Genomic DNA, 22,068 nt, shown 5'->3' with positions numbered 1-22,068 from the left:
GTCTAATTATTATATTTTTGCCAAATCTGTGGGAGTGAACAAGAATGGCGAGTATTGAAGCTGCACTAGCCGAGATCAAACGTGGCGTAGAAGAACTGATTCCAGAAGACGAACTGATTGCTAAATTAAAAGAAGGTCGTCCTTTACGCATTAAGCTGGGTGCCGATCCAACTGCTCCAGATATCCACCTAGGCCATACGGTTATCTTTAACAAGCTTCGTGCTTTCCAAGAGCTTGGTCATGAAGTGACATTCCTTATTGGTGATTTCACTGCAATGGTTGGTGATCCATCAGGTAAGAACTCAACGCGTCCACCGCTAAGCCGTGAAGACGTATTGAAGAATGCTGAAACTTACAAAGAGCAAGTATTCAAGATTCTAGACCCTGCGAAAACACAAATTCGTTTCAACTCTGAGTGGCTATCTGAGCTTGGCGCTGAAGGCATGATTCGTCTTGCTTCTAACCAAACTGTTGCTCGTATGCTTGAGCGTGATGATTTTAAAAAGCGTTACGCTGGTGGTCAACCGATCGCAATCCATGAATTCATGTACCCACTTCTACAAGGTCACGACTCTGTTGCACTAGAGAGTGATGTTGAGCTTGGTGGTACTGACCAGAAGTTTAACCTTCTAATGGGTCGTGAACTGCAAAAAGCAGCAGGTCAAAAACCACAAGCGGTACTGATGATGCCATTACTTGTAGGTCTAGACGGCGTTAAGAAGATGTCTAAGTCTGCGCACAACTACATCGGTATTAGCGAAGCACCAAGCGAGATGTTTGGTAAGATCATGTCTATCTCTGACGATCTAATGTGGAGCTACTACGAGCTACTGTCTTTCCGTCCACTTGAAGAAGTTGCGGAACTGAAAGCTGGCGTTGAGGCGGGCAAAAACCCTCGTGACGTTAAAGTACTTCTAGCGAAAGAGATCATTGCTCGTTTCCACAGTGAAGCGGATGCTGAAGCGGCTGAGCAAGAGTTCGTTAACCGTTTTGCTAAAAACCAAGTTCCTGATGAGATGCCTGAATTTGAATTCGAAGCCGGCCTACCGATTGCTAACGTTCTAAAAGAAGCGGGTCTTGTAAACTCTACTTCTGATGCGATGCGTATGATCAAGCAAGGCGCTGCTAAGCTTGAAGGCGAGAAGATTGAAGACAGCAAGTTCGTACCTGAAGCTGGTACTGCAGTTTACCAAGTAGGTAAGCGTAAGTTTGCTCGTATTACTATCAAATAATATCAATCTATATATTAAATTGTGATAGTTATACCGAAAGGCATCTACGGATGCCTTTTTTATTGCCCCCTATTTATTGACAGAAAGTTGACGAAGTTTTTGAACGGCTATTGCTACACTATGCGCGCTGTCATATTGACAGTAATTCTGGAGATTTTTATGAACAATACCGACCATCCTCCTAGTTTGAATGGAGAAGAATAACCCGTCTCGGTATTGATCTATTGTCCTGCCGTTCGGGTAGGGTATCTTTGTTTTTCCCCCTCATTCTTTTCCACACACTAGATTCTAACAAGTAGACACACCAGTAGCTTTCAGCTCTTGGTGCGCATAAATCTATAAATCTATAAATCTATAAATCTATAAATCTATAAATCTATAAACTTATGCTATTTGTTTTGATGGTCGTTACCTTTGCCAATCGGGAGATTCGCCATGACGGTAATGAACAACACTTTTTTATCTATCGAAGCTTTGTACACAGAGCAAGACATCCAAGCTGTATCGAATGCATTTCAACAGTATGGGCGTGAGCAACAAATTAACCTTTTAAACCGAATGCCACTTGAAGATGCGGTGTTAGTACTTGGGCAATGCTCTCTCAGTATTATTCAGACTTTACTTAGTGAGCTAGAAGAGCAGGGCTTTGAGAAGCGCTCACGACATCTAGCTCACCAACTAGGGCTGATCTACTCAGAGGTTGAGCCTCAACAAGGTTACCTTTCAACTGGAGTGCTTAGCCATGTTAGGCAGCGTATCGGTTGGATTATTGCGTTAGCACTATTGGGAATCGTCTCAGGGCTTATTATTGCTCAGTATGAAGACATTCTCAGTCAGTTGGTACTTTTGGCAATTTACATGCCTGTAATTGCTGCTGCTGGTGGTAACACCGGAACACAAGCCGCGACTTTGGTCATCAGGGCCTTAGCCACAGGCGAGTTGAAGAAGCGCCAATGGGCGAACGTTTTATGGAAAGAATTTAGAGTTGCTATCTGCTTGGCACTTGCGATTGCCTTGGTGATGATAGGTCGCATCTTACTGTTCAGTGACAACCAATCAACGGGTGGTTATGACATTAATATGATTGCTTACGCGATTGCTGTCGCTCTGTTTATTCAAGTGACAATATCAACCGTGCTTGGCGCTGGATTGCCGATTGTTGCTCGGTTATTCAAGTTAGATCCGGCGGTACTGGTGAGCCCTGTTTTGGCTTCAGTAGTCGACATTTCAGGGATGTGGATTTACTTCACGGTAGTGAATTCATTTTTGGGTATCGCTTAACGCCTATAAATAAAGACTTTGGAAACAAAAAGCACTTCCGAAGAAAAACACCTTAGAAACAAAAATGGCGCTGAAGATTTAAGATCTTCAGCGCCATTTTTTATTGTTTAATTAACAGCCTCTTACAAGTAAGCAGTTATTTGGATTTGCTATATGTTTGGCTGAATTTAACTACATCTGTGTAGAAAGCACGTTCAAAGAGGGTGATAGGTGCTTCGACTGGTTTGTCTGGGTTTTGCTTATCAGGGAAGTAATCTCGCACAAACTGTACGAAGATTGAATTTGGATTGCCTGACTTATCTAAACCAAACCCCGCCATGTTGTAGCTACCGTACAAAGAGCCACTTTTCGCAATAATACTGCCTTGGATTGGTGCCTTTCGCATGCTTTGACGATATTTGAGCGTGCCATCAGTGCCTGATGTTGGCATTGCCTCAATTAGGTTGAGCTGTTTGTCGTTATCCCAGATGTAACGCAGAACCTGAGCCATGGTTTGCGAGGTCATGCGATTATTCCTCGATAACCCTGAGCCATCAACCAACTGTGCTTTGTTTAGGTCAATGTTGGCCTTGGTCAGTAATATCTGTTTTATCGCTTCGGTGCCGTTATTGAAACTACCAGGCTGGACATAAAACGTTGCACCCAGTGTTTTGGTGAGGTTGTCTGCGATTAGGTTGTCTGATTTCTTCAACATGGTATCGAGCAGTTCAGGAAGCTTTTCAGAATGGTGGCTCGCGACTAACGTAGTTTTGTCTGCTTTAGCTTTCTTACCAACAATCACATCGCCTTTAACTTGGATTTTCAGCTCTTTAAGAAGCGAGGCCACGACTTGATAGGTATAAAGCTCTGGATTTTGAATCGCAAACTTGAGCGGTAGTGGTTTCTTACGCTCAACTAAGCAACCAGAGAGCTTGTAAGCGTTGTCTGGAGTAGTAATGAGCTCTAAGTTGCATTGTGTCGCCTTCTGCCCTGAGCGAGTTACGGTGGCTGCGGTGGTTGTCACGTCTATTGGGTAATGAGCTGGGATATATACGCGTGTTGTACCGTTATCTTTTGTATAAATAGAGGCTTGCGCGCAGTTGCTGTCTAAGGTCATCGCGCTAGAAGGCGCACTGTAACAAACGCCTAGAATGTCCCAAGGCCAACCAACTGCTCGTTGATAGCCTGTATAAGCCGAGTTATCGAGGTATAAGTTGCCTTTGATGGTTTTAGATTGCGATTTAGCATATTGAGATAACAGGCTTTTTAGGTGCTCTCGCTGTAGTGTTGGGTCACCGCTGAATGAGATCACAACATCTTTATTAGAACGAACTATGTTGGTTGTGTAGTGAAAGTCATCCCCCAGTTCCAATTTAGCCGCCAAAGCTGTGACCAGTTTTAAAGTGCTGGCTGGTGGGTAAAAGCCAGCAGTGTCGGTATTTATTTCACTTGAATCGCCACTCAATGACTGCAGTATTAAGGTCGTACTACTACCATCGGGCAGTTTATCAAGAGGGGCATATGCGAAAGCGTTAATTGAGAAAAGGCTAATCGAAAAACTACATACAAGTAGGGTGGGTAGAAGGCGCATAGAAGATTTTCTTGGATGGCTGATGTTTTCAGTATACAGATATAAAAAACGCCCGCTAGATAGCGGGCGTTTTGATTCTCAATTAACTAATTAAACAATTAGATAATCAGAATTAGAAGTCGTAACGCATACCTAAAGCAACTTCGTCTTCAGCACCTTTTTCGCCAACTGTACTTGTACCTAAAGTATCTTTAGCATCTAGTAGGTTGAAGTTGTATGAAACGTAGCCACGGAAGTTAGGTTTGAAGTAGTAAGTAGCATCAACTGCGATATTGTCTGCAGATGTGTCGTTACCAGTCTCAGCGTTGTTGTATGTAGTTGAGAATACAGTTTGACCTAAAGTGTAAGCCGCTGCTAATTCGTAACCAGTGTAGTCTTGAACGCCTGTGAATTTACTACCGATGCTTGAAGCATTTGAAGAGTCGTATTGACGATCAAAGTCTTTTTCACCATCAGTGAATACACCGGCAAAGTACAAATCGCCCATAGTGTAAGAACCAGAAAGCATGTATTCATTGTTCTTATCTTGATCTGCGTAACCAGCACCCAGCTTAACGCCAGTCTCACCGATAGCATAGATACCTGATAGAGAGTAACCATCTTGGCCGTTATCAGTGTAACCAGAACCGTTAAGAGCTGAATCTTCACGGTCTGCAAAACGGTAGCTTGCTTTTAGGTTTAGGTCTTGGAATTGGCCTTTGTAAGAAAGCATGTTGTCTGAACGGTCAGCTACAGCTAGTTTGTCTGCTGCAGAGTTACCGTGGTATGCCATGATATCTGTGAAGTCAGTGATTACGCCTAGAGCACCTTCGTTCTTACCGTAAGTTACTTCACCGAATGTACCGCCTAGACCAGCGTACGTGTAACGGTTTGTGATATCGCTGCTATCGCTATCTGTAGCGCCACCGTTATCTGCAGTTGTGAATTCACCTTCGTAGAAACCAACACCGTATAGACCGTCTTGGATTTCAACTTTACCTAGGAAGTTAAGACGGATACGTGTTTTGTCTTCAGCTTTGCCATCTTTTAAAGATAGACGAGCTTCAGCACGGCCGCCCATTTCAACAGAGTTACCGTCTTGGTTGTATAGTTCTGCCGCGTTAGCGCCAGTAGCAAGAGCTGCAGCAGATACAGCAAGCGCGATCATAGTCTTGTTCATGTTATTAATTCCTAATTACTGTCCATAAAGGTATTTATTAAGGATTTGAATCCTTTTTGTGTATTGCTCGTATTAATCAAGCTTCATAATCATGCTTAGAACAAAAGCGTGAAACTTGCCAGAGCAATTCATGAGGTACTTTTTACCCCTAAAGTTCCATAGTCAGTTAGTAAAATGATATCAATAAAAATTGTGAACACTGTTTTATTATGTTTAATGTTGTTTAAGTTGCTGTTTTTGTTGATTTTTTATAAAAGTGTGATCTGTGTTTATTTGGTTTGTTTTTGTTTTTTTTAGGTATTTGAACGCTGACTTATTGATGGGTGGGTTATTATTCATTTTTGTGATGTCTGTAATTTAGACCTAGATAAAGCTTTTATAACGCAAAGTGGAATAAAGGTGATTTAGCCATAAAGTTTGTTTACACTAAGCCAAATCGTTTTGTTTCTATCACCCAATAACTATGTTGGGTGGATTTATGTTGGCCAAAGAAAGCTTTGGCATAGAGGTAAAAAATGGAAAAGGTTCCAATGACAGTGCGTGGCGCTCAGCAGCTACGTGACGAATTAGATCGCCTACTTAAGCTACGTCCTATTATTTCAGCAGCTATTGGTGAAGCTCGTGAACTCGGTGACTTGAAAGAGAATGCAGAGTACCACGCCGCTCGTGAAGAGCAGGGTATCTGTGAAGCTCAAATTCGAGATATCGAATACAAGCTATCGTTAGCTCAGATCATCGATGTAACGCAGATGGATAATACGGGTAAGATTATCTTTGGTACGACAGTGACTCTGATCGACGTTGATACGGATGAAGAATTCCGTTACCAAATCGTTTCTGAAGATGAAGCTGAAATCAAAACAGGCCGCATTTCGGTGAAATCACCAATTGCACGTGGTCTTATCGGTAAGATGGAAGGCGACGAAGTACTGATCTCTACCCCTGGTGGTGACAAGGACTTCGAAATTGACAAAGTAGAATATATCTAATTGAATTTTCTTTGTTTCTGATAAGTAAAAAGGTCGCTAATGCGACCTTTTTCGTTTCTCACGCTACACTAAAAGGTAAGCACAGTGGCTTTCTTATTGTGGAGCTAGCTTGATGTCAAACTAGCTTATTTGCGTGGAATCTCGATTTTGCGTGCTTCTGACTGACGAAACAGTACTAGAACTTTACCGATAGTCTGTACTTTCTCAGCTTTAGATTCACGTACAATTGCATCGATAATCAGTTGCTTAGTCTCACGGTCTTCTGATGCAACTTTAATCTTGATCAGTTCGTGGTGGTCTAGAGCTAATTCGATTTCCGCTAGAACAGCTTCAGTAAGTCCATTTGCGCCCATTAGCACTACAGGTTTTAAACTGTGAGCTAGGCCCTTTAGATGCTGCTTTTGTTTGGTACTTAGGTTCATTACGCGGCCAATTTTATTTAGTATTAGGGTTGAAAAAACCTATTTTAACGCCATCTAAAGCTGAAGACTATAATTTATTCAGCAATTAGTACTTTCCTCCAATTTAGGTATCCAATGAGCAAACAGAAACACTCGGCCAGTTCAGGCCGTTGGTTGAAGGAACACTTCGACGACAAGTATGCAAATGAAGCAAGAAAAAGAGGCTATCGTTCGCGTGCTTATTTCAAAATGGAAGAGATTCAAACGAAAGATAAATTGCTGACTCCTGGGATGACCATTGTGGATTTGGGCGCAGCGCCTGGCGGTTGGTCTCAATATGCTGCTAAGATTATCGGAGACAACGGTCAAATCATTGCTTGTGACTTGCTACCTATGGATCCGATTGCTGGAGTGAGCTTTTTACAAGGCGATTTCCGCGAAGAAGCTGTGCTAGATGCCTTGTTGGAACGTATACAACCAAACATGGTTGATGTCGTGATGTCTGATATGGCACCTAATATAGCAGGCAACAATTCTGTGGATCAGCCGAGAGCTATGTATTTAGTTGAATTAGCTTTGGATATGTGTCGACAAGTTCTAGCTACCAATGGTAGTTTTGTTGTAAAAGTATTCCAAGGCGAAGGGTTTGACCAATATGTTAAGGACGTCCGTGAGATGTTTAAAACAGTTAAAGTTAGAAAACCCGACTCTTCTCGAGCTCGATCTCGTGAAGTGTTTATCGTAGCAACTGGTTACAAAGGTTAACGATTCTCTTCCAAGAGTGAGAGTTAACAACATGGCTACAGGTTACAAACTGTAGTACCCTACCTTTAATTACAATTAGTTATCGAGAGGCTTACACCTTGAGTGACATGGCAAAAAATTTAATTCTGTGGCTTGTTATCGCGGTAGTGTTGATGTCGGTATTCCAGAGCTTCGGCCCTGGGGAAAGTAACGGCAGAGCAGTAGATTACACCACGTTTGTACAGGAAGTTGGCCAAGGCCAGATTCAAGACGCACAGTTCAATAACAGCGAAATCACTTTCACACGTCGTGGTGGTGGCTCTAAGTATGTAACTTACATGCCTGTTTATGATCAAAAGCTACTTGATGACTTAATTAATCAAAACGTAAAAGTTCAGGGTACACCACCTGAAGAGCAGAGCCTGCTTGGCACTATCTTCATCTCATGGTTCCCAATGATCTTACTGATTGGTGTGTGGATTTTCTTCATGCGTCAAATGCAAGGCGGCGGCGGCGGTAAAGGCGCGATGTCTTTTGGTAAGAGCAAAGCTCGAATGATGAGCGAAGAACAAATCAAAACGATGTTTGCTGATGTTGCTGGTTGTGACGAAGCAAAAGAAGACGTGAAAGAGCTTGTGGATTACCTTCGTGACCCAAGTCGCTTCCAAAAACTGGGTGGTAAGATCCCGACAGGTATCCTGTTGGTCGGTCCTCCTGGTACTGGTAAGACATTGCTTGCAAAAGCAATTGCTGGTGAAGCGAAAGTACCGTTCTTTACTATCTCTGGTTCTGATTTCGTTGAAATGTTTGTTGGTGTTGGTGCATCTCGTGTGCGTGACATGTTCGAGCAAGCGAAGAAAGCAGCACCTTGTATCATCTTTATTGATGAAATCGATGCTGTAGGTCGTCAACGTGGCGCTGGTGTTGGTGGTGGTCACGATGAACGTGAGCAAACACTTAACCAAATGCTGGTTGAGATGGATGGTTTCGAAGGTAACGAAGGTATTATTGTTATCGCTGCGACTAACCGTCCCGACGTGCTAGACCCTGCATTACTTCGTCCTGGTCGTTTTGACCGTCAAGTTGTGGTAGGTCTACCTGATGTACGTGGTCGTGAACAGATTCTTAAAGTGCACATGCGTAAAGTTCCACTATCAGGTGATGTTGAACCATCTCTGATTGCTCGTGGTACTCCAGGTTTCTCTGGTGCAGATCTTGCGAACCTTGTGAACGAGGCGGCGCTATTTGCAGCTCGTGGTAACAAGCGCAATGTATCGATGGTTGAGTTTGAACTTGCGAAAGATAAGATCATGATGGGTGCAGAGCGCCGTTCAATGGTGATGTCTGAAGAAGTGAAAGAGTCAACAGCTTACCACGAAGCAGGCCACGCAATTGTTGGTCGTTTGGTACCTGAACACGATCCAGTGTACAAGGTGTCAATCATTCCACGTGGTCGTGCACTTGGTGTGACTATGTACCTACCTGAGCAAGATCGCGTAAGCATGTCTCGCCAGCACCTAGAGTCAATGATCTCTAGCTTGTACGGTGGTCGTCTTGCTGAAGAACTAATCTACGGTAAAGACAAGGTTTCGACTGGTGCGTCTAACGATATCGAACGTGCAACTGATATTGCTCGCAAGATGGTAACGCAGTGGGGCTTCTCTGAAAAACTAGGTCCTCTTCTATATGCTGAAGAAGAGGGCGAAGTTTTCCTAGGTCGTGGCATGAGCCAAGCGAAACATGTTTCTGACGATACAACTAGGTTAATCGATGAAGAAATTCGTATTCTTATCGACCGTAACTATGCTCGTGCGAAGCAGATTCTTGAAGAGAACATGGATCTCATGCACTCGATGAAAGATGCGCTGATGAAGTTTGAAACGATTGATGCAGGTCAGATTGATGACTTGATGGAACGTAAAGACGAGATTCGCGAGCCTGCTGGTTGGGGTGATCAAGCAAAAGCAGAACCTGCAAAGGAAGAAGCCAAGCCTGAAGCTGAAGCTAAATCAGAAGAACAAGCTAAAGCCGACCCAGAAGAATCGAAAGTTGAAGAAGTTAAATCTGAATCAGATGATACTCAAAACAAAGATTCTTAATCGCTAAGCTATAAATTAAAACCCTGAGTACGCTCAGGGTTTTTCTGTTTATAGCCCAAGGTGTTTTTTACTCTTTAAGACCTGCCTTTCATGATATTAAAAGCAAATAATAAAACGCTCGTTTTAGACCGCCCACATGTAATGGGTATCCTCAATGTCACGCCTGATTCTTTCTCCGATGGCGGGAAATTCAACTCATTAGACAATGCATTGCTGCAAGCTGAACGAATGATTCAAGCCGGCGTTAGCATTATTGATATTGGTGGTGAATCGACTCGCCCTGGAGCTCCGGACGTTTCCTTAGAGGAAGAGATCGCTCGAGTTATTCCTGCAATTAAAGCGATTCGTGCCCAGTTTGATGTTTGGATTTCTATTGACACCAGCAAAGCGGAAGTGATGCGCCAAGCTGTTGAAGCTGGTGCTGATTTGATCAATGATGTACGCGCTTTACAAGAGCCAGGTGCCCTACAAGCGGCCGCTGAGGCTAATGTTCCTGTTTGCTTGATGCACATGAAAGGCCAACCAAGAACTATGCAAGCTAGCCCAGTTTACGACGATGTTCTAACGGATGTTGAAGCATTCCTACAAGAAAGAGTGGAAGCTTGTGAGGCTGTAGGAATCTCAAAAGAACAGCTGATTCTGGACCCTGGTTTTGGTTTTGGTAAAACCATTGAACACAATTACCACCTATTAGCGCACCTTGAAAAATTTCATACGCTTGGGTTGCCAGTTTTAGCTGGGATGTCGAGAAAATCGATGATCTTTAAGCTACTGGACAAGGCCCCAGCAGATTGCATGGTAGCCAGTGTCACTTGCGCGACTATCGCAGCAATGAAAGGCGCACAAATTATTCGCGTTCACGATGTTGAAGATACATTGGAAGCGATGAAGATAATCGAAGTGATGAATAACAATCACTAATAATAATTAAGGAAAATCAATATGTCTGATAAAAGACGTTACTTCGGCACAGATGGTGTACGTGGCAAAGTTGGCCAATACCCGATTACACCTGATTTTGTTCTGAAGCTTGGCTGGGCTGCAGGTCGTGTTCTTGCGAAGCAGGGCACCAAGAAAGTGATCATTGGTAAAGATACTCGTATCTCTGGCTATATGCTTGAGTCTGCGTTAGAAGCTGGCCTTGCTGCTGCGGGTCTTCAGGCTACGTTTACTGGCCCAATGCCAACGCCTGCCGTTGCTTACCTAACACAAACTTTCCGTGCTGAAGCTGGTATCGTTATCTCTGCATCGCATAACCCTTTCTATGACAACGGCATTAAGTTCTTCTCTTCTGAAGGCACTAAATTGTCGGATGACATTGAGTTGGCTATCGAAGCTGAACTAGATAAAGATATCGAGTGCGTGGAATCTTCTGCATTGGGTAAAGCTGTACGTTTAAATGATGCAGCTGGCCGTTATATTGAATTTTGTAAAAGTACATTCCCACACAAAATGACGTTAGCGGGCATGAAAATTGTGGTGGATTGCGCACATGGTGCGACTTACCACATTGCGCCAGCGGTATTTAAAGAGTTGGGCGCTGAAGTGATTGCAATGGGTGTTGAGCCAAATGGTACTAACATCAACCACGAAGTGGGTGCGACAGATGTGCGTGCTCTGCAAGCTAAAGTACTTGAAGAAAAAGCAGCGTTAGGCCTAGGCTTTGATGGTGACGGTGACCGCATCATCATGGTTGATGAGCTAGGTAATAAGGTTGATGGTGACCAAATCGCTTACATCATTGCTCGTGATGCGTTGCGTCGTGGTGAGTTGAAAGGCGGCGTTGTTGGTACGCTAATGACGAACCTTGGTATGGAAAATGGCCTTAAGCAATTAGGTATTCCATTTGTACGTGCTGCTGTTGGTGACCGTTACGTCATGGAGCAACTTCTTGCTAAAGGCTGGAAGATCGGTGCAGAAAATTCTGGCCATGTGATTCTATTGGATAAAGTAACCACGGGTGATGCCATCGTTGCTGCTCTGCAAGTGTTGGCTTCAGTTGTCGACAGTGAAATGACACTGAATGAACTTTCTCAAGGTATGACGTTATACCCTCAAGTTCTAGAAAATGTTCGTTTCAGCGGTGATTCAAATCCACTCGAAGCAGAAGCGGTGAAGGCGGCGGTTGTAGAAGTAGAAGCTGAGCTTGGCGAGAAAGGTCGTGTGCTATTACGTAAGTCTGGCACTGAGCCATTGCTGCGTGTCATGGTTGAAGGCGAAGATGCTGAGCTTGTTCAATCGTCAGCGCTTAAGATTGCAGATGCAGTAAAAGCAAACTGCTAATTTACCCTTTTATTTAACGGGCGCGACGGATAGCGCCTGTGATTAGAAGTGATTGAGTTATATCACGGTCAAAAGATATAACGGTCAAAAGAGACGTAAATGAGTTTTGTGTCGCTTTTGACCTTTTTTTAACCATTCGCTTGGTAAAGGCTTATTTTTTAGCAAATTCCCCTTGTCAGCCATCGTCGCATTCGCTAGTATTGCTCGGCCTTCAGTTAGGAGGTCGCTAGCCTTGTTCTTAAAAATAGTTTTTTGAACGGCGCTGGCTCAACAATTAGGAACATAGGTGGAAAAATGTTTACAGTTCTACTTGTGATTTACCTGTTGGCAGCGCTTGGTGTAATTGGCCTAGTGTTGATTCAACAAGGTAAAGGCGCAGATATGGGAGCCTCTTTCGGTGCTGGCGCTTCAAACACTGTGTTTGGTGCTGGTGGCTCAGGAAATTTCCTTACCCGAATGACTGCAGTTTTTGCAACTACATTTTTTATCCTTAGCTTAGTGCTTGGTAATATGTCTACACATAAAACTGAGTCACAATGGATTGACCCGACTCAAGGTCAGGTAATTCAGCAAGCTGAAGATGCAGTGAGTGAAGTTCCGACGCAAGGCGACGAAATTCCACAATAATCTGCAAAGATTTGATGCCGAGATGGTGAAATTGGTAGACACGCTAGCATGAGGTGCTAGTGCCTTAGGGTGTGAGGGTTCGAGTCCCTCTCTCGGCACCATATTTACAAACTTGTAAAACATCTTGTTGGGCGTATAATGCTCACAAGTCGGACGCGGGATGGAGCAGTTTGGTAGCTCGTCGGGCTCATAACCCGAAGGTCGTCGGTTCAAATCCGGCTCCCGCAACCAATTTCAATGCTATTATATAGCTTGTATTGGTAGCAAGTTTGCACAGTGTGAACCTCACTGTGAGTTAAGTGTGATATCGAATGTGATGACACTTAACATATAAGGGTCCAGCAACAAAAACCCCGGCTTATACGGGGTTTTTTGTTATCTAAGCATTTGTAAATGCCTTTAGATGATAATGTTTGCTTGGAATTTAAATTGGGCTTTGAGCCCTTTTTTTGTTTCTGGAGTGGTTAAATGACTGGTTTAGAGAGACAACTTACTGAAATGCTTGACGCTCCAGTAGCAGCATCAGGTTATGAGTTAGTTGGATTAGAATTTATTCGTGCTGGTGAGCACTCAACGCTACGTATTTACATCGATTCACCAAATGGTATCAATGTAGATGATTGCTCTGAGGTTAGTCACCAAGTAAGTGCCGTAATGGACGTTGAAGATCCAATTTCAGTGGCTTATAACCTTGAAGTGTCTTCACCAGGTTTAGAGAGACCACTGTTCAAAGCAGAGCATTACCAACAATTTATTGGTCACGAGGTAAGCATCGTTTTGAAAATGGCTGTCGGCAACCGTCGTAAATGGAAAGGTGATATCCAATCTATCGAAGGCGAGACAGTGAAAGTATTGGTTGAAGGACAAGAAGAAGAATTCGTCCTGAGCAATATTGCGAAAGCTAACCTGATCCCTAAATTTTAGTTCTCCTAGAGAGAAGAGCTTAAGAGGCTAGATTAATGAACAAAGAAATTTTGGCGGTAGTAGAAGCTGTTTCAAATGAGAAAGCAGTTCCTCGTGAGCGTATTTTTGAAGCGCTTGAAATCGCGCTTGCAACGGCAACAAAAAAGAAAAGCGAATTAGAAATTGAAGTTCGTGTAGAAATTGACCGTAAAACGGGTAATTTCGAAACTTTCCGCCGTTGGGAAGCTGTTGAGGAAGTAGAATTCCCAACAAAAGAAATCTCTATTGAAGCTGCAAAGTACGATGATCCAGAGATCGAACTTGGCGGTTTCATTGAAGATGATATCGAATCAGTAACGTTTGACCGTATTACGACTCAAACGGCTAAGCAAGTTATCGTACAGAAAGTACGTGAAGCAGAACGTGCTCAAATCGTTGAACAGTTTATTGACAACGAAGGCGAGCTCGTAACTGGCGCAGTTAAGAAAGTTAACCGTGACACAGTTATTCTAGACCTAGGTAACAACGCTGAAGCGGTAATCCTTCGTGACGACCAACTTCCTCGTGAAAACTTCCGTCCAGGTGACCGTGTTCGTGGTCTTCTTTACGCAGTTAAACCAGAAGCTCGCGGTTTCCAGCTTTTCGTTACTCGTTCGAAGCCAGAAATGCTAGCTGAACTATTCCGCGTTGAAGTGCCTGAGATTGGTGAAGAGCTAATTGAACTTAAAGGTGCTGCACGTGACGCTGGTTCTCGTGCTAAAATCGCTGTGAAAACAAACGACAAACGTATTGACCCTGTTGGTGCGTGTGTTGGTATGCGTGGTGCACGTGTACAAGCTGTTTCTAATGATCTTGGCGGTGAGCGTATCGATATCGTTCTTTGGGACGATAACCCAGCTCAGTTCGTTATTAACGCAATGGCGCCTGCTGATGTTGCTTCAATCATCGTTGATGAAGATGCACACTCTATGGACATCGCTGTTGAAGCCGATAACCTGGCACAAGCGATTGGCCGTAGCGGTCAAAACGTACGTCTAGCTTCTCAACTAACGGGTTGGGAACTGAATGTAATGACTGTTGCTGATCTAGAGAAGAAGCACCAAGAAGAAGCAGTTGCTTCTATTGAAAACTTCATGAAGCACCTAGACATTGAAGAAGACTTTGCTCAAATGCTTGTTGAAGAAGGCTTCTCTACACTTGAAGAAGTGGCATACGTTCCTGTGAACGAGCTTCTTGAAGTAGACGGTCTAGACGAAGGTATCGTTGAAGAACTACGTAACCGCGCGAAAGACGCACTGACTACTCTAGCGCTAGCGAAAGAAGAGACTTTCGACGGTGTTGAGCCTGCTGAAGACTTACTTGCACTTGAAGGTCTTGAGCGTGAAATGGCTTACAAGCTAGCAGCAAAAGGCGTTGCGACATTGGAAGACCTAGCTGACCAAGGCGTTGATGAACTAGAAGGCATCGAAGACCTAACTGCAGAGCGAGCAGGCGAGCTGATTATGGCTGCGCGTAACATCTGTTGGTTCGGCGACGAAGAATAATTCAGCAAGGAGAGAAAGCGGTATGACACAATTAACAGTTAAAGCACTGAGTGAAGAGATTGGTACGCCAGTTGACCGCTTAATTGAACAACTTGCTGATGCAGGAATGAAGAAAGCAGGGTCGGATCAAGTGACTGATTCAGAGAAGCAAACATTGCTAACGCACCTTAAAAAGGAGCATGGCGATACTTCAGGCGAAACAGAACCGACTCGTTTAACTCTTCAACGCAAGACCCGCAGCACGCTAAGTGTTGCCGCTGGAGGCGGTAAGAGTAAGGATGTTCAAGTAGAGGTACGTAAAAAGCGTACTTACGTGAAGCGCAGCACTATTGAAGATGAAGCGAAACGTGAAGCTGAGGAAGTAGCTAATCGTGAAGTGGAAGAGAAAGCACAACGCGATGCTGAAGAGCAAGCGAAACGTGATGCTGCAGAGAAAGCACAGCGCGAAGCCGAAGAAAAAGTAACACGTGAAGCGGATGCAAAACGTGATTCTGAAGAGAAGGCTCAACGCGCACAAGCTGAAAAGGCTAAAAAAGACATGAATTCAAAAAATGCAGACGCTAACGCACAAGCGAAAAAAGAAGCGGATGAACTTAAAACTCGTCAAGAGCAAGAAGCAACTCGTAAAGCCGAAGCTGAAGCAGCTAAGCTTGTTGAAGAAGCTCGTAAGTTAGCAGAAGAAAACCAAGAACGTTGGTCTGAAGAAGAGAAGAAGAAGAAAGAGCAAGAGAAATCTGCGGATTACCATGTGACTACTTCTACTTATGCTCGTGAAGCAGAAGATGCGGCTGATAAAAAAGATGAGAAAGCTCCTCGTCGTCGCAAGAAGAAACCTGCTCCAGCAGCTCAACCTGGCAACAATCGTGGTGGTCGTAACCAACGTGGTCGTGGCGGTAAAGGTAAGCTTGCTAAACCAACTTCAATGCAGCAAGGCTTCGATAAGTCAGCAACTGTTGCTAAATCTGATGTTGCTATTGGCGAAACTATCGTTGTTTCTGAACTGGCTAGCAAAATGTCAGTTAAAGCAACTGAAGTTATCAAAGTAATGATGAAGATGGGCGCTATGGCGACTATCAACCAAGTGATCGACCAAGAAACAGCACAACTTGTTGCTGAAGAAATGGGTCACAAGGTTATCCTACGTAAAGAAAACGAACTAGAAGAAGCAGTGCTAGCTGACCGTGATAGCGATGCTGTCGCAGAAGGTCGTGCTCCTGTTGTTACTATCATGGGTCACGTTGACCACGGTAAAACTTCTACACTTGATTACATTCGTAAAGCACACGTTGCGTCTGGCGAAGCTGGCGGTATCACACAGCACATTGGTGCTTACCACGTAGATACTGACAACGGCATGATCACGTTCCTTGATACTCCTGGACACGCGGCGTTTACAGCTATGCGTGCTCGTGGTGCTCAAGCGACAGATATCGTTGTACTTGTTGTTGCCGCTGATGATGGCGTAATGCCACAAACAATCGAAGCTATCCAGCACGCGAAAGCGGCAGGTGTTCCTCTGATTGTTGCTGTGAACAAGATCGACAAAGAGGGTGCAAACCCAGACAACGTTAAGAATGAGCTAGCTCAATACGACGTTATCCCTGAAGAATGGGGCGGTGAGAACATCTTCGTTCACATCTCTGCAAAACAGGGTACAAACATCGATGGTCTTCTAGAAGCTATCCTTCTTCAGTCTGAAGTTCTTGAGCTTACAGCGGTTAAAGAAGGCATGGCATCTGGTGTTGTTGTTGAATCTCGTCTTGATAAAGGTCGCGGTCCAGTTGCAACAGTACTAGTACAGTCTGGTACTCTAAACAAAGGCGACATCGTTCTTTGTGGTCAAGAGTACGGCCGTGTTCGTGCAATGCGTGATGAAAACGGTAAAGACATCGAAACTGCAGGTCCATCTATCCCTGTAGAAATTCTAGGTCTTTCTGGCGTTCCTGCTTCAGGTGATGAAGCAACGGTTGTACGCGATGAGCGTAAAGCGCGTGAAGTTGCGAACTACCGTCAAGGTAAATTCCGTGATGTTAAACTAGCTCGCCAACAAAAAGCGAAACTAGAGAACATGTTCGCGAATATGACGGCTGGTGAAGTTGCTGAACTTAACGTTGTACTTAAAGCTGACGTTCAAGGTTCTGTAGAAGCAATTGCTGACTCTCTACTGAAACTGTCAACTGACGAAGTTAAAGTTAACATCGTAGGTTCTGGTGTTGGTGGTATTACGGAAACTGATGCAACTCTTGCAGCCGCTTCTAACGCTATCATCCTTGGTTTCAACGTTCGTGCTGACGCAACTGCGCGTGGTACTGTTCAGAATGAAAACCTAGATCTACGTTACTACTCAATCATTTACCAACTGATCGACGAAGTGAAACAGGCGATGGGCGGTATGCTTGCTCCTGAATTCCGTCAAGAGATCATTGGTCTTGCTCAAGTTCGTGACGTATTTAAGTCGCCTAAACTTGGTGCAATCGCTGGTTGTATCGTTACTGAAGGTACGATTAAACGTAGCAGCCCAATCCGCGTACTTCGCGAAAACGTTGTTATCTACGAAGGTGAACTAGAGTCACTTCGTCGCTTTAAAGATGACGTTCAAGAAGTTAAAAATGGTTACGAGTGTGGTATCGGCGTTAAGAACTACAACGACGTTCGCGTTGGTGACCAGATCGAAGTATTCGAAATTGTTGAAGTTAAACGTACTCTAGACTAATCAGTCAGTACGACTCGACATATTGACTAAGGTTACTAACATTACCTGTAAATGTAATAAGTAATCGGTTGTTGAATACACCATGGGGGGCTGGTAATTACCAAGCCCCCCATCTTTCTAAGTGAGAAAAGAAAATGTCAAAAGAATTTAGCCGCACACAACGTGTGTCTCAGCAGCTTCAAAAAGAGCTCGCACTTATCCTCCAACGTGAAGTTCGTGACTCACGCATTGGTATGGTAACTATTTCAGATGTAGAAGTGTCTCGTGACCTTGCATACGCAAAAGTGTTCGTGACTTTCCTATGTATCGGTGAGCAAACACCTGAATCATGTCTCGCTGCTCTTAAAGAGCATGAAGTGCCAGTTCGTATGGCTCTTGGCAAGCGTATTCGTCACCGTCTAACACCTGAAGTTCGTTTTACTTACGACAACACATTGGTAGAAGGCATGCGTATGTCTAACCTAGTAAGTGAAGTACTGAACGATGACAAGCGTAAGCAAGAAGAATCTGGCCGCACTGACGAAACTCAGTCTAAGGATGAAGAGTAATGGCTCGCCGTCGTAAAGGTCGCCCTATAAACGGGGTAATTCTGTTAGATAAGCCAACAGGCATTTCATCTAATGATGCACTGCAAAAAGTAAAGCGTATTTACTTTGCAGAGAAGGCAGGGCACACCGGTGCTCTGGATCCTCTTGCGACTGGCATGCTGCCAATTTGTCTTGGTGAAGCAACGAAGTTCTCTCAGTTTCTTCTTGATTCTGATAAGCGCTACGTTGTTGTCGCGAAGCTTGGTGAGCGTACCAACACCTCAGATTCTGATGGTGAAGTGGTTGAAACGCGTGAAATCAACGTGACTCAAGAGCAACTTGAACGCTGCATTGCAAGCTTCAAAGGTGAAACCGACCAGATTCCATCAATGTTCTCTGCATTGAAGTATCAAGGTAAGCCTTTGTATGAATATGCACGTGCAGGTATCGAGGTGCCTCGTGAGTCTCGCAAGATCACTGTGTATTCTATTGAGCTACTTCGATTTGAAGGTGATGAAGTTGAGATGGAAGTACATTGTTCTAAAGGTACTTACATCCGCACAATTACCGACGATCTTGGTGAAATGCTAGGTTGTGGTGCTCACGTGACAATGCTTCGTCGTACTGGTGTTGCAAAGTACCCGTATGAACGCATGGTTACCTTGGAACAGCTGAACGAAATTCTAGAGCAAGCACAAGCGCAAGAAATTGCGCCTAAAGAGTTGCTTGATCCATTGTTAATGCCAATGGACACCGCTGTCGAAGACTTACCTGAAGTTAACTTGAATGCGGAACTGACTGATCTTGTTCAGCACGGTATGCCCGTTCAAGTCGCAGGCGCTCCTGCTGAAGGTACCGTTCGCATGACAAGCGGTGAAGAGAAGCTGTTTGTTGGGGTTGCTCAAATTGCTGAAGATGGCCGAGTTGCACCGAAACGTTTGGTTGTTTTCAGAGATGAAGAGCCACAAGCGTAGCGCTTAAGTCGAATCAGATAGTAGCTGTTCGTGTTTAAAGCGATCAAATAATTCAGAAAGCGGGCTCTTAAATTAAGTGGCTCGCTTTTTTAGTTTTTAAGGTGTTCGATTGTTATTGCACCAATTCATAAACTTCCCTATAATCCTCGGCTCGCGTAGCGGCTGAATCAGAGATTGGCTGCTACAAATATAAACTTACTCTTATCAGGAGAGATTTATGTCTCTGAATGCAGAAACTAAAGCAGCAATCGTTGCAGAATACGCACAATCTGAAGGCGACACAGGTTCACCAGAAGTACAAGTAGCACTACTTACTGCTTCTATCAACCACCTACAAGGTCACTTCAAAGCGCACAAACACGATCACCACAGCCGTCGTGGTCTATTACGTATGGTTTCTAGCCGTCGTAAGCTTCTTGATTACTTGAAAGGCAAAAACCTTACTCGTTACCAAGACCTAATCAAGCGTCTAGGCCTACGTCGCTAATAGCGATGTCTGCAAAGACAGTTTGAAGAAAAGGAGCATTTATGCTCCTTTTTTTGTGCCTGTAAGAAAATGTTTGGCCGGATGCACAGAATATCATCTGGCTTTTTCTGATAGGAAATATCTCTCCTAATAAAAATAGTTTATACTACGCCCGCCTATGCGTTTTCAACGCTGGGCAATCAACCTCTCAAGACGTTACAGTCACAGATGTCGGCCAATAGGTCGCGACTATTCAAAGGCGGATTTGGTCTTAATTCGGCGTATGAACTCATACAAAGAAGCATCATTCCCAAGTCTCTTTTCACTAGTCGCGATTGGTAATATCTTGAGTCAATCTTCACTTAATCTAAAGTCATGACTTTAGAGCTAAGGATATACAATGTTTGAAAAACCAGTTGTAAAATCGTTCCAGTACGGTAACCACACCGTTACTCTAGAAACGGGCGTAATGGCACGTCAAGCTACTGCTGCTGTAATGGCGACTATGGACGATACATCAGTATTCGTTTCTGTTGTTGCTAAGAAAGAAGCTGTTGCTGGCCAAGATTTCTTCCCTCTAACAGTTAACTACCAAGAGCGTACATACGCTGCGGGTAAAATCCCTGGTGGTTTCTTCAAGCGTGAAGGTCGTCCTTCTGAAGGCGAAACGCTAACAGCTCGTCTGATTGACCGTCCAATTCGTCCACTTTTCCCAAGTGCGTTTAAAAACGAAGTTCAAGTTATCGCTACGGTTGTTTCTATCAACCCTGACGTAAACCCAGACATGATCACTATGATCGCAACGTCTGCTGCGCTTGCTATCTCTGGTGCTCCATTCAATGGTCCTATCGGTGCTGCACGTGTTGGTCACATCGATGGCGAACTTGTTCTTAACCCATCAAATACTGAGCTTGAAAACTCTAAACTAGACCTAGTTGTGTCTGGTACAGAAGGCGCAGTACTTATGGTTGAATCTGAAGCAGATAACCTATCTGAAGAAGAAATGCTTTCAGCTGTTGTTTACGGTCACGACCAACAACAAGTTGTAATCAAAGCGATCAACGAATTTGCAGCTGAAGTTGCAACTCCATCTTGGAACTGGGAAGCACCAGTAGTTAACACTGAGCTTAAAGCTAAAGTTGCTGAGCAAGCTGAAACTCGTCTATCTGACGCGTACCAGATCACTGAGAAAATGGCTCGTTACGAGCAAGTTGGCGCAATCAAGAACGACACTGTTGAAGCTCTAATTGCACAAGACGAAAACCTAGATGAGCGCGAAATTCGCGGCATGCTTGGTTCTCTAGAGAAAAACGTAGTACGTAGCCGTATCATTGCTGGCAACCCACGTATCGATGGCCGTGAAAAAGACATGGTTCGTGCGCTAGACGTACGTACTGGTGTTCTTCCACGTACACACGGTTCTTCTCTATTCACTCGTGGTGAAACTCAAGCACTTGTTACTGCAACGCTTGGTACACAACGTGATGCACAAATCATCGATAGCCTAATGGGTGAGAAGAAAGACAACTTCCTTCTACACTACAACTTCCCTCCATACTGTGTAGGTGAGACTGGTTTCGTTGGTTCTCCTAAGCGTCGTGAAATTGGTCACGGTAAGCTTGCTAAACGTGGTATCCAAGCAGTAATGCCTTCTGTTGACGAATTCCCATACACAGTTCGTGTTGTATCGGAAATCACTGAATCTAACGGTTCTTCTTCAATGGCTTCTGTATGTGGTACATCTCTAGCACTTATGGATGCTGGTGTTCCAATCAAAGCTTCTGTTGCGGGTATCGCAATGGGTCTTGTTAAAGAAGGCGACGATTTCGTTGTTCTTTCTGACATCCTTGGCGACGAAGATCACCTAGGTGACATGGACTTTAAAGTAGCAGGTACTAACGCTGGTATCACTGCACTTCAAATGGACATCAAGATCGAAGGTATCACTAAAGAGATCATGCAAATTGCTCTTAACCAAGCGCAAGGTGCACGTAAGCACATCCTTTCTGTAATGGATGAAGCTATCTCTGGTGCTCGTGAAGACATCTCTGAATTCGCTCCACGTATCCACACAATGAAAATCAGCTCTGATAAGATCAAAGATGTTATCGGTAAAGGCGGCGCAGTTATCCGTGCTCTTTGTGAAGAAACGGGTACTACAATCGAAATCGAAGACGATGGCACAATCAAGATTGCTGCTACTGAAGGCGCAGCTGCTCAAGAAGCTATCCGCCGTATCGAAGAGATCACTGCTGAAGTTGAAGTTGGCCGCATTTACCAAGGTAAAGTTGCTCGTCTAGCTGACTTCGGTGCATTCGTTACTATCCTTCCTGGTAAAGATGGTCTAGTACACATCTCTCAAATCGCTGACAAGCGTGTTGAGAAAGTGTCTGACTACCTAACTGAAGGTCAAGAAGTACCAGTTAAGGTTCTTGAAATTGACCGTCAAGGCCGTGTACGTCTGAGCATGAAAGAAGCAGTTGAAACGCCAGTTGAAGGCGAAGCACCTGCTGCTGAGTAATTCTTAGCCTATTAATGGGACTATCGCTTTTTAGT

General features: G+C 44.1%; 18 protein-coding genes and 2 tRNA genes. 17 read left to right on the top strand and 3 right to left on the bottom strand.

The annotated features are described in order from the left end of the window. Positions 1-44 precede the first annotated feature (44 nt). On the top strand, positions 45-1,232 hold the full coding sequence (gene tyrS, locus AC3CH4_RS12430; RefSeq protein WP_004734518.1) for a tyrosine--tRNA ligase: 1,188 nt from the start codon (positions 45-47) through the stop codon (positions 1,230-1,232). Positions 1,233-1,667: 435 nt separating this feature from the next. Further along, positions 1,668-2,513 (top strand): magnesium transporter, encoded by an 846-nt coding sequence (locus tag AC3CH4_RS12425; RefSeq protein WP_026012370.1) that lies wholly within the window; start codon positions 1,668-1,670, stop codon positions 2,511-2,513. A gap of 136 nt (positions 2,514-2,649) precedes the next feature. On the opposite strand, the gene dacB is transcribed toward AC3CH4_RS12425, so the two are convergent. Both dacB and AC3CH4_RS12415 read right to left on the bottom strand, forming a co-directional pair. Beyond that, positions 2,650-4,083 carry a serine-type D-Ala-D-Ala carboxypeptidase gene (gene dacB, locus AC3CH4_RS12420; RefSeq protein WP_146454910.1) on the bottom strand — a complete coding sequence of 478 codons (1,434 nt, stop codon included), beginning with the start codon at positions 4,081-4,083 and terminating at the stop codon, positions 2,650-2,652. Between the two features lie 112 nt (positions 4,084-4,195). Then, positions 4,196-5,242: a porin gene (locus AC3CH4_RS12415; RefSeq protein ID WP_146454908.1), complete on the bottom strand. Its 1,047-nt coding sequence runs from the start codon at positions 5,240-5,242 to the stop codon at positions 4,196-4,198. 515 nt (positions 5,243-5,757) lie between these two features. On the opposite strand from AC3CH4_RS12415, the gene greA reads away from it, so the two are divergent. Further along, a complete protein-coding gene (greA, locus tag AC3CH4_RS12410; protein WP_065205118.1) occupies positions 5,758-6,231 on the top strand; it encodes a transcription elongation factor GreA in 474 nt (157 codons plus the stop codon). A 125-nt stretch (positions 6,232-6,356) separates the two neighbouring features. Here the strand turns inward: greA and yhbY are convergent, their stop codons facing one another. Beyond that, on the bottom strand, positions 6,357-6,653 hold the full coding sequence (gene yhbY / locus AC3CH4_RS12405; RefSeq protein ID WP_004734509.1) for a ribosome assembly RNA-binding protein YhbY: 297 nt from the start codon (positions 6,651-6,653) through the stop codon (positions 6,357-6,359). A gap of 114 nt (positions 6,654-6,767) precedes the next feature. On the opposite strand from yhbY, the gene rlmE reads away from it, so the two are divergent. From rlmE to pnp, 14 genes are all read left to right on the top strand, one after another. After that, the gene (gene rlmE, locus AC3CH4_RS12400) at positions 6,768-7,397 is read left to right on the top strand and encodes a 23S rRNA (uridine(2552)-2'-O)-methyltransferase RlmE (RefSeq protein WP_004734508.1); all 630 of its coding nucleotides are present in this window, start codon (positions 6,768-6,770) and stop codon (positions 7,395-7,397) included. Between the two features lie 107 nt (positions 7,398-7,504). Further along, the gene (gene ftsH, locus AC3CH4_RS12395; RefSeq protein ID WP_054547518.1) at positions 7,505-9,475 is read left to right on the top strand and encodes an ATP-dependent zinc metalloprotease FtsH; all 1,971 of its coding nucleotides are present in this window, start codon (positions 7,505-7,507) and stop codon (positions 9,473-9,475) included. A gap of 90 nt (positions 9,476-9,565) precedes the next feature. Beyond that, entirely contained in the window at positions 9,566-10,396 is an 831-nt protein-coding gene (gene folP, locus AC3CH4_RS12390; protein ID WP_146454906.1) for a dihydropteroate synthase, read from the top strand. A 21-nt stretch (positions 10,397-10,417) separates the two neighbouring features. Beyond that, a complete protein-coding gene (gene glmM, locus AC3CH4_RS12385; RefSeq protein WP_017087432.1) occupies positions 10,418-11,758 on the top strand; it encodes a phosphoglucosamine mutase in 1,341 nt (446 codons plus the stop codon). 294 nt (positions 11,759-12,052) lie between these two features. Continuing rightward, positions 12,053-12,385, top strand: coding sequence for a preprotein translocase subunit SecG (gene secG, locus AC3CH4_RS12380; protein WP_004734504.1), 333 nt, complete (start codon positions 12,053-12,055; stop codon positions 12,383-12,385). Between the two features lie 16 nt (positions 12,386-12,401). After that, positions 12,402-12,486, top strand: a tRNA-Leu gene (locus AC3CH4_RS12375). 53 nt (positions 12,487-12,539) lie between these two features. Beyond that, positions 12,540-12,616, top strand: a tRNA-Met gene (locus AC3CH4_RS12370). A gap of 237 nt (positions 12,617-12,853) precedes the next feature. Further along, complete coding sequence (gene rimP / locus AC3CH4_RS12365; protein WP_004734501.1) at positions 12,854-13,309, top strand: ribosome maturation factor RimP; 456 nt, start codon at positions 12,854-12,856, stop codon at positions 13,307-13,309. Between the two features lie 35 nt (positions 13,310-13,344). Beyond that, positions 13,345-14,832 carry a transcription termination factor NusA gene (nusA, locus tag AC3CH4_RS12360; protein ID WP_004734499.1) on the top strand — a complete coding sequence of 496 codons (1,488 nt, stop codon included), beginning with the start codon at positions 13,345-13,347 and terminating at the stop codon, positions 14,830-14,832. Positions 14,833-14,854: 22 nt separating this feature from the next. Beyond that, positions 14,855-17,545, top strand: coding sequence for a translation initiation factor IF-2 (gene infB, locus AC3CH4_RS12355; RefSeq protein ID WP_004734497.1), 2,691 nt, complete (start codon positions 14,855-14,857; stop codon positions 17,543-17,545). 134 nt (positions 17,546-17,679) lie between these two features. Next, positions 17,680-18,093 (top strand): 30S ribosome-binding factor RbfA, encoded by a 414-nt coding sequence (gene rbfA / locus AC3CH4_RS12350; protein WP_004734495.1) that lies wholly within the window; start codon positions 17,680-17,682, stop codon positions 18,091-18,093. Beyond that, positions 18,093-19,046, top strand: coding sequence for a tRNA pseudouridine(55) synthase TruB (gene truB, locus AC3CH4_RS12345; protein ID WP_004734494.1), 954 nt, complete (start codon positions 18,093-18,095; stop codon positions 19,044-19,046). Before rbfA ends, truB begins: the two co-directional genes overlap by 1 nt. A gap of 217 nt (positions 19,047-19,263) precedes the next feature. Continuing rightward, a complete protein-coding gene (gene rpsO, locus AC3CH4_RS12340; RefSeq protein ID WP_004734493.1) occupies positions 19,264-19,533 on the top strand; it encodes a 30S ribosomal protein S15 in 270 nt (89 codons plus the stop codon). Positions 19,534-19,912: 379 nt separating this feature from the next. After that, entirely contained in the window at positions 19,913-22,033 is a 2,121-nt protein-coding gene (gene pnp, locus AC3CH4_RS12335) for a polyribonucleotide nucleotidyltransferase (protein WP_428785016.1), read from the top strand. Positions 22,034-22,068: the final 35 nt, after the last annotated feature.

It is taken from the genome of Vibrio sp. QJM3NY_26, from assembly GCF_057786005.1.
The sequence above is the reverse complement of the archived record's forward strand: the minus strand, read 5'-3'. Positions and strand labels throughout refer to the sequence as shown.

Coding starts and splice junctions, on each gene's coding strand:
- tyrS (WP_004734518.1), top strand. CDS start 45: ATGGCGAGTATTGAAGCTGCACTAGCCGAGATCAAACGTGGCGTAGAA.
- AC3CH4_RS12425 (WP_026012370.1), top strand. CDS start 1,668: ATGACGGTAATGAACAACACTTTTTTATCTATCGAAGCTTTGTACACA.
- dacB (WP_146454910.1), bottom strand. CDS start 4,083: ATGCGCCTTCTACCCACCCTACTTGTATGTAGTTTTTCGATTAGCCTT.
- AC3CH4_RS12415 (WP_146454908.1), bottom strand. CDS start 5,242: ATGAACAAGACTATGATCGCGCTTGCTGTATCTGCTGCAGCTCTTGCT.
- greA (WP_065205118.1), top strand. CDS start 5,758: ATGGAAAAGGTTCCAATGACAGTGCGTGGCGCTCAGCAGCTACGTGAC.
- yhbY (WP_004734509.1), bottom strand. CDS start 6,653: ATGAACCTAAGTACCAAACAAAAGCAGCATCTAAAGGGCCTAGCTCAC.
- rlmE (WP_004734508.1), top strand. CDS start 6,768: ATGAGCAAACAGAAACACTCGGCCAGTTCAGGCCGTTGGTTGAAGGAA.
- ftsH (WP_054547518.1), top strand. CDS start 7,505: ATGGCAAAAAATTTAATTCTGTGGCTTGTTATCGCGGTAGTGTTGATG.
- folP (WP_146454906.1), top strand. CDS start 9,566: ATGATATTAAAAGCAAATAATAAAACGCTCGTTTTAGACCGCCCACAT.
- glmM (WP_017087432.1), top strand. CDS start 10,418: ATGTCTGATAAAAGACGTTACTTCGGCACAGATGGTGTACGTGGCAAA.
- secG (WP_004734504.1), top strand. CDS start 12,053: ATGTTTACAGTTCTACTTGTGATTTACCTGTTGGCAGCGCTTGGTGTA.
- rimP (WP_004734501.1), top strand. CDS start 12,854: ATGACTGGTTTAGAGAGACAACTTACTGAAATGCTTGACGCTCCAGTA.
- nusA (WP_004734499.1), top strand. CDS start 13,345: ATGAACAAAGAAATTTTGGCGGTAGTAGAAGCTGTTTCAAATGAGAAA.
- infB (WP_004734497.1), top strand. CDS start 14,855: ATGACACAATTAACAGTTAAAGCACTGAGTGAAGAGATTGGTACGCCA.
- rbfA (WP_004734495.1), top strand. CDS start 17,680: ATGTCAAAAGAATTTAGCCGCACACAACGTGTGTCTCAGCAGCTTCAA.
- truB (WP_004734494.1), top strand. CDS start 18,093: ATGGCTCGCCGTCGTAAAGGTCGCCCTATAAACGGGGTAATTCTGTTA.
- rpsO (WP_004734493.1), top strand. CDS start 19,264: ATGTCTCTGAATGCAGAAACTAAAGCAGCAATCGTTGCAGAATACGCA.
- pnp (WP_428785016.1), top strand. CDS start 19,913: ATGTTTGAAAAACCAGTTGTAAAATCGTTCCAGTACGGTAACCACACC.